The sequence below is a fragment of the Bradyrhizobium sp. HKCCYLRH3099 genome (assembly GCF_051167855.1).
Classification (GTDB): Bacteria; Pseudomonadota; Alphaproteobacteria; order Rhizobiales; family Xanthobacteraceae; genus Bradyrhizobium.
The window spans coordinates 16,526-28,541 of record NZ_JBNPTW010000020.1; the positions used below are offsets into that span (position 1 = coordinate 16,526).

Here is a 12,016-nt window from a genome sequence, read left to right on the forward strand (position 1 = left end):
TAGGCCAAGACCGCGCCGCGCGCGAGCCGTTATCCGCCGGCGGCGGCCGGAAAGCCGGCCGCGCCGCCCCGCAAAGATCGCGAGAGCGCCACCCGACAACGCTGGCCGCCGGCTGCGCACCGGGACGGCCGGATTTCAAACCAAATGGAAGGTCGACAGGTGCGACAGAAGCTCGGCCGTCGACACATGCTGGATCGTGATCGTGTCCTGCGCCGCATCGGTGATGACGGCATTGCCCGCAGCATCGTCATGGATTGCAGCCTGCAGCGCCGCCTGGTCAGCGAAGATGCCCTGGTTGAACACGATCTTGTCGGTCCCGGGAGTGAAGCCGGATACACTCACGTTGCCGAAATGCTCGGCGAAGACGAAGGCGTCATGTCCCTGAAGGGAGACCGGCTGACCGGTGGCCGCGGGGGGAGCGTTGACGCCGGAAATGAGCACACCGCCGTTGCTGTCCGCGGCGAAGTGGAAGCCATCGTGGAGCTCGGGGCCTGCGAAGTGCAGGACTGCGCTGCTCGTTCCGTCGTTCAGCGATAGCTGGCCGCTCTGATCGTCATAGACCGAACGGAGCGAGGCGAAGGCGAGGCTGCTGATCTTGATCTGGTCGGCAGTGCTTCCGTAGCCAATCAGCTCTCCGCTGAACGTGCCCGAAATCTCGAGAGCGTGGCCTGCCGAAGGACCCGAAGCCGCTGTCTGGATCGCAGAGGGGGAGGCAGCCAAACTCGTCGAGCTCGGGGGGCCAATGATGCTGTCGCCGTTCAAATCCTGTTGGAAAATCAGCTCGAACGACTTCACCGACGCAGACGTTCCATCGACGAGGCCGCTCAGGTTCGAGCTGTAGTTGCCGTTGGAGTCGATCGCCCAGAATGTGAACTGGCTTGTGCCGGGAATCTTCCAGGCCACATCGAAGCCGGTGGCCGTTTGAATCGCGCCGATCGGCGTGATCGTTCCGAAAATGCCGTCCGTGACCGGTGATCCTGCGTATTTAAGCTGCGGGCCGCTGCCATTCACGTAGATGTAGTAGGTGTCGGCGATGTGAAGCAGATTGGTCGAGCCGTTCGTGCGCACCAGGGCCGCGGTGACGCCGATCGTGCCGTCACCGTTGAAGTCCTGGCCGAAGGTCGTCTCCATCGACTCGGTCGCAAAGCTGCCGGCGGACACCAAGCCGGTGAGGTTGCCCGTATAGTTGCCATCCTTGTCGGTCGTCCAGAACGTGAACCTGTTCGTCGCGGAATCCTTCCAGGCCACGTCGAAGCCGTTGCCGACCTGAACCGCCGCGATCGGCGCGATCGTTCCGAACTGCCCGACAGTGAACGGACTGCCGGCGTACTTGAGCTGCGGCCCGGATCCATTCACGTACATGTAGAAGCCGTCTGCGATCTGCAGCAGACTGGTCCCGCCGTTGGCGTGCACGAGCGCCGCCGTGACGCCGATCGTGCCGTCGTTGTTGAAATCCTGGCCGAACGTGGTTTCGAGGGCCTCGGATGTGATGCTGTTGCCGGACACGATCCCGGACAGGTTCGACGTATAGTTTCCGTTGTTGTCCGTGGTCCAGAACGTGAACTGGTTCGTACTGGGAATCTGCCAGGCGACGTCATAGCCGGCGGCTGTCTTGACCGCTCCGATGGGGGCGATGCTGCCGAACTGGCCGGCGAGGACGGCCGCGCCGGCGTACTTCAGGACAGGCCCGACACCGCCCGAAACACTGTTCAGATAGTATGAGCTTCCTACCTGTGTCAGGCTCGTATCGCCATTCGTCCGAATGACGGTGCCTGACGACCCGATGAGATGAAACCCCAGGGCGACCATCTGCTTGAGGTCGATGGACGTGAGCGTCTGGAGCGTATTGTAGGTATAGAACTCATTGAACGGATCGTTTGCGCCCTGTACGCCGCTATTCAGGAAGTCGCTGGGATCCGACGACTGGCCATAGTCGCCGAGCTTGGTATAGCCGCCATCGACCGAGAAATAGGCCGTCGACGCCGTCGCGCCGCCGGTCATCAGGCGGACGCCGGGACTGGAGAAACGGAACAGATCGAACACGTCGGGCTGCGGCCCGTAGGGGACGCGGCCGAAGGCGTGCGTCAGTTCGTGCAATGCGACGCCGACCAGCAAATTGGGATTGATGTCGGTCGCGAACGTTGCGCTGCCGTCATCGGTGGTCGCGTCGTTGGCGCTCAGCCCGCCCCACAGTTTCAGCTGCGAATTCCAGACCGCGACGTAGGACTGTCCCTGAATGCTGGATCCGGTGGGCAGGGCATTGAAAGTGGTGTCACCGGGGCTCGCATTAGTGATCAGGTTGGAGCGGACGCTGGAATAGCTCATCCACTGACCGTTGTCCGGCCCGGCAGCCGCGCCGCCTCCGGTGCCGCTGTAATCGATCTTGAGATTGACCGTGATGTGATCCGAGATCGCGGAGGTCAGGATTGCCGCGGCCTGTTGAATGCCCGCCCGGAAGCTCGCGGGCGCATTCATCGCCGCGGTGTCGAACAGCAGATTGATCGTCAGCCCGCCTGCCGTTACCGAGGTGATGGCGCCGACGCCGGCGAAATCACCCTGAGCAAGCAAGGATTCGACGGCCTCTTCCGGAAGCTCGATGGGCGTAGACGGAGGGGTCCGTTCGTCGCCTGCCTGGGTTGTGTTCGGGGAGCCCTGTAGCGACGCTGACATTGCCTCAGTCCCTGCAATTCGTATCGGCGGAGCACTGATCGCCAACGTCCATCCGCTGGCGGCGATTCGCGCTCCTGCAGGCTTTACCTATCAGGCCGATCGTCTTGCCCGAAGGTTAATGTGCCGAACATCGGGAAATTACTGGGATACAGGTGGGCGTTGATCGAACGCGGCTTCCCTTGCGCGCTCAGTCCAAGAGTTCAGGAACCCGATCGAGAAAAGCAGGCACGGGCAATGCCGCACCGAAATTGTACGGGTTGTCGCGAAGAGTGGCCCGATAGCGATCGAGGAGGGGGCCGCCCTCGCGCATGGACTGGCCAATGCCGTCCAGGCAGTCGAGCTTGTAGCGAACCGCTTCCAGCACGTCCTGCGCCGTGTTGGCGTGAACCTCCAGGCCGTGGCGCGCCAGCACGGCGGTGTCGATCAGCAGCGCCTGCAATGGCTGGCGATAGGTTTCACGCAGCGACAGGTAGCGCCGGTTGCGCCGGTCGTAGACCGGACGGACGGTGAAGTCGGTGCGCTCGTGCCAGAACTGGCAGTCATTGGAGATGCAGTTCACCAGCAGCATGGGTGTTCCAAGCGCCTGCACGGCCGTGGTCAGGCCCGACGTGGTGCCGACGAACAGGCGTGCGGCGGCGCAGAGATACAGGTCCATCTCCGCCGACTTGATGTCGCTATGGGCATAGTCGAACACGCCTGCCATGCCGCGCAGCGGCGTCATGCTGCGGTCGCCGAGCCGGACGACGGCGCCGCCGCGCGCCGTGATGGCGGTGATCGCTTCGAGATAGTCGCCAACATTGGCGGAGCGATGCTGGCGGGTCGTGCCGGGACCGTCGCCGTGATAGCCGCCTTCGCGGATGTGGATTGCGACGAACCAGTCGGCGGTGACGCCGGCGGCGCGCAGCTTGCCGGCTCCCTTTTCCATCAGCTCTGCTGAAACCGTCACCAGCGGCCCGCGCTGCTGTTCAGCCCAGGCGACCTGGGCCCGCGAGGCTGCGTGCGCCCAGGGCTCGGCCAGGCCATCCTTGCCGCGGACGGCAATGAACTGATCCCCGACCAGCCGCTGATAGGGCAGGAGCTCATCGACGAGACCCGGGTCTTCGATGATCGTGACATGCTGCTCGAACAGCCTGAGAAAGGGCTGGTTGACCACCTTGTTGTGCGGGGCAAGCAGCACGTAGTTGGCGCGGGGCAGGATGCCCATCGCGGCCATGCGCAGATGGCAGTCGATGAAGCCGATATGGCCGATCAACGTCACCCATTCGTAGCCGAGCAGCCGGACCGGGAGTGTTGGATCGAAGATCCTGCTCGCGGCGGCGATCCGCTGGACCAGCTTGTCGGGAACAGACCATCTGCGCGCCAGGGCGTCCTGATGATCGAGCGCCGCCTGATAGCTGCGGAACGTGTCGTCGTAACGACCCTGATGATAGAAGTTCTCGCCGAGCTGAATCAGATTGTCGTAGATCAGGAGTTCGCCGGCATTCTCCAGCTCCCAGGAGCCGGGCGTGTAGGTCGACGGGTCGTAGCCCCCGGCATAATTTTGATGCGCCATCACCGAGCGCGGATCGCGTTCGACCGAGGCCTTGAAGCAGGCGGCCGCCTGGGCGTGATCGCCGGCCAGAGCATGGACAGCGCCGAGCTTACGCAGCGCGTTGCCGTCCCCGGAGGATGCGGCGGCTTCAAGGAAGTGAGCGGCGAGCGTGAGATTGCCGCGGTACATGTGAGCGACGCCGGCCGCGAAGTTGATCGCAAAGCTGTCGATCGTCTCGGGCTGCGGCACCTCCCGCACGATACGATCATAAGCGCTGCACAGGGCCAGGGTGGTGAAATAGGCCTGGGCGCCGACGCCTGCTCGCGCACGGATCTGGCTGCGGAACATCAGGTTCAGCAAGCGAACCGCACGCAGCGCGCTCGGCTTGCGGCTCGCGGCCAGGTGCACCTGCGCCGCGGCAGCCAGCGTGGTCGAGACGACGCGGGCGAGCAGATCGTCCATCCGTGAGCCTTCGGCCAGCCGGCGGTCCATCGACCGCAGCAGCCGTGCGCCTGCGGGCGCCAGGATGACGTGGTTATCGAGGACATTGGCGGCGCGGGTGGTCAGCGGCAGCAATTGCCGGCGCCGCGCGCTCAGGAACGCATACAGGCGAAAGGCCGTCCCAGTCAGCCAGACCCGTGGTGACCATTTGCCCGGCACCGGCAGGCTCCCGGTCGCTGCCGGCGCGACCGACGTCGTGACCGGCGCGGGCGGCCGGCTGCCGGCCATCCGCTTGCCGAGGCGATGGCGCAGAGAGCCGAAGGGGGCGCGCGTCGTCATGGCGCGCGGTACGCCGGGGTCGCGGAGATGATCTGCCGTCGAACCCCGCGCTGGGCGAGCAGACGCATGAGCGACATCGGGCGGGTCCTCAGGGTGATCCAGGCGAGAGCAGCCAGTCGTCCGGCTGCCCCGAGGCTGAGCATCACATGCAGCAGCCGGGTGTCGAGCACGTTTCCGTCGAGCAGGGCGGCGACGCGTGCGGCCTTTGCCGCGGGCGCCATCGCGTTGCCCAGTACCGTCCGCGCCGCGCCGAAGCGGTTCCGCCGTGCGAATGCCTGGTCATAGCCGGGAGGAAACAGGCTGCTCTGCTGGATGAGCGTGGAAATCTCGGCCAGCTTGGCGTTGAGCAATGCCGGGTCGGTTGCTGTCGCGGTCGAGTAGTTCTGGCCGTGGATGCGCCAATAGCCGAGGACGTCGGCGATGAACGAACAGCCATAGGTGAGCGCCAGCCGGCGGGCGAGGAACGCATCCGAGAACGAGCCCAGCGTGACGTCGAAACCGCCGAGCGCCTGCAAGGCCTGCTTGCGGTACAGCGAGGTGGTCCCGGAGAAATAGTTGTCGCCGAAGCCCAGGATGCGGCGGACGGCGGCGGGCGCCAGCATCGTTGATGCGGACGCCGGCAGCATCATCGGCCGCAGCATGCGCTTCGCGGACGGCCCGGTCGGCCCGATGATCTCGCAACACGCGAAGATCAGACCGGCTTCGGGATGATCCGCGGCTTGGCTCATGGCCTTTTCGAGATAGGTCGGATGCAGCGCGTCATCGGCCCCGAGAAATCCGACCCACTCCGTCTCCGCAAGGGCCAGCGCCTCGTTCTGGCCGCGCACCACGCCCTGGTTGACCTCGTGACGGATGAGCCGCCAGTTCGGCCGGTCCGCCACGAAGCGCGAGATGACCGCGATGCTGTCATCTGTCGAACAATCATCGATGACGATGACGCGGTCAGGCGCGTGGGTCTGCGCGGCGATGCTGCCGAGTGACTCCGGCAGGTAGTGCGCATGATTGAAATTGGGGACGACCAGTGTGACGGTCGGCGCGGCGGCTCGGCTGGTCGTGGGGGTCATGGCTCAGCGAACATCCCGCCGCATGTCTCGAGTTCGCCCGCTCAAGCCGGAGGCAGCTCTTTCACGACGTCATCGAGAGCGCCGAACGCCCGCACGCGCCCGCCCTCGAGATAGAGCCCGAGGTTGCAGGTCTCCCGCAGCAGGCCCAGATCGTGCGAGGCCAGCACCACGATGCCCGAGCGCCCTGTGATCTCTTGCAGCCGGTCGTGCGTCTTTTTGCGGAAATGAGCGTCGCCGACCGCGATCCACTCGTCCATCAGGATGATGTCGCCATGGATCGAGGCTGCGATCGAGAACACCAGGCGCAGCAGCATGCCCGACGAATAGGTCCGGATCGGCAGCTCGAGATAGTCGCCGAGCTCGGCGAATTCGGCGATTTCCGGCACGCGCTGCTCGATCTCCTCGGGGGAGAGGCCCAGGATGAGGCCGCGGGTGCGGATATTCTCGTAGCCCGAGGCTTCCTCGTCCATGCCGAGTCCGATGTCGAACATCGGCACATTGCGTCCGACGACGCGCAGCGAGCCGCGTGTCGGCTCGTAGATTCCGGCGAGCACGCGGATCAGCGTGGTCTTGCCGGCGCCATTGTGTCCGACGAGGCCGAGCCGGTCGCCCTGCTTCAAGGTGAAGCTGATGTCGTCGAGCGCCTGGACGAATTGGAACGAGCCTTGGCTGCGGGAGACCTGCCCGCCGACGCGCGAGGCCGCCTTGATGGCCAGATGCCGAAACGACCGCGCGTTCGGCGGCGCGACCGGGAATTCGATGCCGATTTGCTTGGCTTCAATCAGAGGCATGAGGGATCTCGAATGGCCTTCATCAGGCCCAGTAGACGACGCGCGAGCGGTAGCGCGTGTAGATATAGACCATGGCGGCGGTCAGCACGGCGACAACTCCGATGGCACCGGCCCAGGTGGCGAGGTTGGGAACGGCGCCCATCAGCGGGCCGCGCGTGATGGAGAGAAGATAGGCGATCGGGTTAAGCGTGACGGCCCACTCGCCGCCACGGATATGCGACGGCTCCCAGATGATCGGCGAGATGAAGAACAGAAGCTGCAGCACGGCCGCCATGACGGGGGGCACGTCGCGATAGCGCACGCAGATCATCGAGACGATCATCGAGGCGCTGACGACGAAGACGTAGACGATCATGAGGCCGACCAGCGCCAGCACGCTGCCAAAACCGATCGACCAGGGATAGACGAGCCAGATGAACGGGATCACGGCGATGTTGTGCAGGAAGATGATCAGATTGCGCTGAACCATCCGCATGATGTGGATCAGGATCGGCATGTCGACCGCTTTGATCATGCCTCCCGCATTGATCATCGTGTAGCAGGACTCGCTGAGCGACGAGGAGATGAAATTCCAGATCGTCATGCTGACCATGAAGTGGGGCAGGTAGGTCTTCATGTCCGCGCCGAGGAACCGGCCGGCGACCGTTCCCATGATCAGGGCCGTGATCGCATTGGTGGCGGTGATCCACCATGGTCCGAGCATGGTGCGGCGGTATTTTGAGCGGATATCGCCGGCGGCCAGGGCGCGCCAGGTGACGTGACGGGTGATGAACGGGGCGATGTCCTCGCGGCAGCGCGCCCAGGAGAAGCGACGCTTATCCGCAACCACGAACCGCTCGACCTGTCCATCGGTCAGGGTGGTCATTCCCGCTACCTCGCATGTGCCGTAAGTGTCTGGCCTGTCAGCCGAAACCGTTCGGGATCCGGCGCGGCAGCGACGGATCGTCAGCGCTTGCTGGACCATGTTACGCGGGGGCTGTCAACCGGGCAGCCCCGGGGCCATCAGTGGGGCGTGGAGATCCGCCCCGTGGGCTCAGAGTGTCGCCGTGCCGGCCGCAGCGACGATGCGAGGCTCGGGGAGCGGCACCAGGAAGCGGCCGCCGGCCTCGAGATACGCCTGGTTCCGTTTGAGGATCGGATCGGCATAGATCCAGGCGAGAATCACCACCAGGTCCGGCTTGCGCGTCGCGAGTTCGCTGGAGGGCAGCACCGGAATGTGGGCGCCCGGGCTGAAGCGGCCGTGCTTGAGCTGGTTGTCGTCGACGATGAACTTGATCCGGTTCTCCAGCTCGAAATGGTAGAGCAGGGTGGTCGTGGTGGTCGAGGCGCCATAGGCGGCGACCAGCTTGCCCTCAGCGATCGCGGCATCGACGGCGGCCAGCACCTTGCGCTTGCAGTTTTCGATGGCCACGAACCAGTCGCGGTAGATCTGCGGCTTGGTCACACCGCGCCGCTCCTCCTCGGCGATCAGCTGCGACAGCTCCGCCGAGCGCGGGCGCTTGCCGGTCGATTTCGGCTGCGCGAAGGCCCGGATCGAGCCGCCCTTGGTCCCGGTCCGCTCGACATGGAACAGCGTCATGTCATGGCGATTCAGGAAGGTCTCGAGCGGGATCAGCGCATGATGCGAGACATGCTCGTGATAGATGGTGTCGAACACCATGTTGTCGATCATGTCGACGATGTAGGAGACTTCGAACACGAAGGCGCCGTCGTCGGCGAGCAGCAGCCGGATGCCCTTCACCACATCCGACATGTTGTCGATGTGGGCGAAGACGTTGTTGGCGCAGAACAGCTTGGCTTCGCCCTGTTCGGCCTTGATCCGGGCCGCCAGCGCGCTGGTGAAGAAATCCGGGATCGTCGGAATGCCTTCGCCAGTCGCGGTCGCCGCGATGTCGCGCGCCGGATCTATGCCCTGCACGCGCATGCCCTCGTTCTTGAACGCCTTGAGCAGCGAGCCGTCATTGCTGCCCATCTCCGCGACCAGGCTGCCCGCAGGGATCGCGAGCGTCGACACGACGGATTGGGCGTAGCGCTTGAAATGCTCGACGAGGCCGAGCGACACCGAGGTGCGGTAGGTGTAGTCGCGGAACAGGATGTCGGGATCGACGACGTCGAGATTCTGCAGATGGCCACAGGACAGGCACAGATAGCAGTCGAGCGGATAGAGGTCCTGCTTTTCGTTGAGCCGATCGGCCGTGACGAAGGCGTCCCCGATCGCAGAGGCCCTGATCGGCAGCACGTGATCGAGCGAGGTCGAGCCGCACAGGCGGCAATCGGTCTTGTGCTTGACGTGTTGCATGAACTGGCGATCCTGGTTTGCGGGCCCGCAGAGGCGGGGTGGTCGGCCGAAGAGATTTGCGGCGCGTTTTACAGGCCCGCGAAGCTCTTGGCGACCTCTTCTTGCCAGACTGTGGACACTCCGCCATCCAGGAACAGGCTCTGCCCGTTGATGAAGGAGGAACGCTCGCTGCACAGGAAATCGAGCGCGTCGGCGCATTCCTCGGCCGTACCGAGCCGTCCGAGCGGGACCAGCTTGCGGTAGGTCTCCATCAACCTGTCGTTTTGCTCGTAGAAGACGCGCGATTCGCGCTTCAGATAGGTCAGCGGCATGATCGCGTTGACGCGGATGCCGCGGCGGCCGAGCGTGGCGGCATAGTGGCGGACCATCGCGTTGAGGCCGCCCTTGACGACGTGATAGCCGACCGGCTGCGACGAGCCCACGAATTCGGCGTAGACTGAGCTGACCACGCCGATGGCACGGTCGCCGGCTTCGGCGAAATGGCCGGAAAAGCCCTCGATCAGGTCACGCGAGGCGGTCAGGCCGACCTGGATCTCGCCGGCCCAGGGGTCGCCCTGGCCGCGGAAGCGCTGGCTCAGCACGAGGTAGCGGACCGGACCATTGGCGTCGGCGACGTCGCGCCAGAGGCTGGAAAAGCTGTCGCTCCGCTCGAGATCGGCGGAAAAATGTTTCAGTCCGGGTTGATCGGGAAAATCGGCCGGGCGTTGCCGCGACACCACGCTGACCGCGCATCCGCGGGCCAGAAATCGCTCGACCACCACGCGGCCGAGGCCGCGGGTGCCGCCGACGACAACAGCATGCTCGGTCATGCTGCGGCGTCCTGAAGCGCCGCGACGCGCTTGACGAGATCGGCCTGGTAGGCAGCAGCCTTGGCGGCGTCGCTGTCCTCCGGCGCGAAATCGGCGAACACGCTGGCGCCGGGGCGGAACGGTCCATTGGTGATCTCATGCACGATCAGGAGATCACTGCGAATGATCAGCGTATGGAAGAAGGCGTTCGACATCCGGTAGTAGAACGGACGCGTGCCGCCCGGCGCCCCCAGCTCCACCACCCGTTCGATGCCGCCGTCATCGTTGAACACGACGATGTCGACCTCGCCCTCGATGATGTGGAAAGCTTCGCTTTTTCCGGGATGCTTGTGCGGCCGGATGTAGCTGCTCGCGTCGATCGCGATGATCATCTCGTGCAACTGGTCCTCGCCGTCGGGATGCGTATTGATCCGGGCCCGCTTTTTCGGGCTGGCCTTGACGGCGGCCTTGAGGGTGCTGATCTCGGCCACGCCGACCGAGGCGATGGGACCCTCCGCCAGGAACACCTCGGGAGATTTTTGAACGAGGCTCATGGCGCCATGTCCTTCAGAATGGAGTTGCCGTCCAGGTTAGCGCAGACGGAGCGCACTTCACACCGCACATGTGCCAGTTCTCCAGCCACGTGCCTCTTGACATGGTCGGACGTGGCACCAGGCGGGGAGGGATCCGCTCTTCGGGCTATCGGACGATGAGGGTCTAGCATAGGGCGGCGCAGGCAGGATGCAAAACCGGGGCTTTTCCGCAGGCTAGATCATTGGCCGGGGCGCGATGTTCGAGGCGCAAAAGCGCGGCAGCCCCGTCCAGCTCGGTCGATAGCGACTTATCCGCGCACCGCTCCTGATCGAGCTACTGCAGCTGGAAATTCCGCTGGTCAACGAAATGCAACCCGCTATCCTCGGACGCCGTCGTGCACGATGTGGTAGCGATGGTTTCCGGGTGCAACCACGATTGATAGCCTCGGCTTGATTGATTGTTGCGCGTTGTGCCTCGACGGCTCGTTTCTGACTTGATGATCTTCTCGATCCAAATGGGGCTGCGACACCGCGCTTTTGGGTGCCGCGTCGGTCTAGTGCAGGGAGACTCTGTCGGTGGGTATGAATTTGAACGGCCCGATTTATTTGCAGCGCAAGGGATTTTTGACGCCGCAGCTAAACAAGGTGCTCGATATCGGACCTCAGAACGTGCTGCTCGTGAAGGAGGAGCAGATCCGGGAGTTCATCGAACGCCAGGGCGGGTCGACCATGCCTGGCCCGCAGCTCGACAAAGAGATCCAGCGCCTCGTGTATTTTTCGACCCCGCGTCCCGAAGAGCGAACGACGCTGTTCTCCGAAATCACGGACCTGACTAACATCGAGTACAATTCCGTCGACGTGTGCCCCGGCCTGAAGACGAGGATCCTGGACCTCAATTTCGATACAGTGCCCGGTGACATGATCGATCACTACGACGTCGTCTTCAATTTCGGGACGACCGAGCACATCTTCAACCAGTGGAATTGCTTCGAGTTCGTGCACGATGCGTTGAAGGTCGGCGGCATCGCGTATCACCAATTGCCGGCGAGCGGATATCTCGATCACGGCTATTATTGCTATACACCGCTGTTCTTCCGCGAGATGGCTCAGGCGAACGGCTACATGGTCGAGCACATGGCGGTGACGCCGGCCGGCGAAAGCAGGATCGACGTCATCGGAATCGAATCCATGGGGGGAGATTCGCTGTTGAGCAACACTGCCCCCTTGGGACAGGACAACCGCGTGCCGCAGTTGAACATTCACGTCATTCTGCGGAAGACCAAGCACGCTCCATTCCGGGCATCGCTCGAAATCGCGACAGCGCATTCGCAGGTGAATTCGACGATGTTGGAGCGCTATCAGAACGGCGGCGGCGCGATGCCCGCCGGCAACGTACCCAAACAGAGACTATCTGAACTGCTGGCCGCGGAGCGCGAATTGATTGCGCTCAAGCGATCACGGTCCTGGCACATCACGAAGCCGCTCCGTGACGCGGCAGACCTGGTGCGTCGGGTCCGGAGCGGGAGATGGGAGATGTCAGCCTGATGGCGGGAGCTTGCG

Annotated in this window: 9 protein-coding genes; 1 reads left to right on the forward strand and 8 read right to left on the reverse strand. The window is 64.0% G+C overall.

Features of this window, described 5'->3' with window-relative positions:
* Window positions 1-135: 135 nt before the first annotated feature.
* From ACQR1Y_RS28900 to ACQR1Y_RS28935, 8 genes are all read right to left on the reverse strand, one after another.
* Window positions 136-2,670, reverse strand: coding sequence for an NF038122 family metalloprotease (locus ACQR1Y_RS28900; RefSeq protein WP_434879135.1), 2,535 nt, complete (start codon window positions 2,668-2,670; stop codon window positions 136-138).
* Between the two features lie 187 nt (window positions 2,671-2,857).
* Window positions 2,858-4,981: a TIGR04372 family glycosyltransferase gene (locus ACQR1Y_RS28905; RefSeq protein WP_434879061.1), complete on the reverse strand. Its 2,124-nt coding sequence runs from the start codon at window positions 4,979-4,981 to the stop codon at window positions 2,858-2,860.
* Window positions 4,978-6,045, reverse strand: a complete 1,068-nt coding sequence (locus ACQR1Y_RS28910; RefSeq protein ID WP_434879062.1) for a glycosyltransferase family 2 protein — start codon at window positions 6,043-6,045, stop codon at window positions 4,978-4,980. Before ACQR1Y_RS28910 ends, ACQR1Y_RS28905 begins: the two co-directional genes overlap by 4 nt.
* Window positions 6,046-6,086: 41 nt before the next feature.
* Complete coding sequence (locus tag ACQR1Y_RS28915; protein WP_434859486.1) at window positions 6,087-6,836, reverse strand: ABC transporter ATP-binding protein; 750 nt, start codon at window positions 6,834-6,836, stop codon at window positions 6,087-6,089.
* A 22-nt stretch (window positions 6,837-6,858) separates the two neighbouring features.
* Window positions 6,859-7,701: an ABC transporter permease gene (locus tag ACQR1Y_RS28920; RefSeq protein ID WP_434879063.1), complete on the reverse strand. Its 843-nt coding sequence runs from the start codon at window positions 7,699-7,701 to the stop codon at window positions 6,859-6,861.
* Between the two features lie 168 nt (window positions 7,702-7,869).
* Window positions 7,870-9,135 (reverse strand): methyltransferase domain-containing protein, encoded by a 1,266-nt coding sequence (locus ACQR1Y_RS28925; RefSeq protein ID WP_434879064.1) that lies wholly within the window; start codon window positions 9,133-9,135, stop codon window positions 7,870-7,872.
* A gap of 68 nt (window positions 9,136-9,203) precedes the next feature.
* Window positions 9,204-9,944, reverse strand: coding sequence for an SDR family NAD(P)-dependent oxidoreductase (locus tag ACQR1Y_RS28930; protein WP_434879065.1), 741 nt, complete (start codon window positions 9,942-9,944; stop codon window positions 9,204-9,206).
* Window positions 9,941-10,477, reverse strand: a complete 537-nt coding sequence (locus tag ACQR1Y_RS28935; protein ID WP_434859490.1) for a WbuC family cupin fold metalloprotein — start codon at window positions 10,475-10,477, stop codon at window positions 9,941-9,943. The genes ACQR1Y_RS28930 and ACQR1Y_RS28935 overlap by 4 nt, the downstream gene beginning before the upstream one ends.
* A gap of 555 nt (window positions 10,478-11,032) precedes the next feature.
* On the opposite strand from ACQR1Y_RS28935, the gene ACQR1Y_RS28940 reads away from it, so the two are divergent.
* Window positions 11,033-12,001 (forward strand): hypothetical protein, encoded by a 969-nt coding sequence (locus ACQR1Y_RS28940; RefSeq protein ID WP_434859491.1) that lies wholly within the window; start codon window positions 11,033-11,035, stop codon window positions 11,999-12,001.
* The last annotated feature ends 15 nt before the right edge of the window (window positions 12,002-12,016 follow it).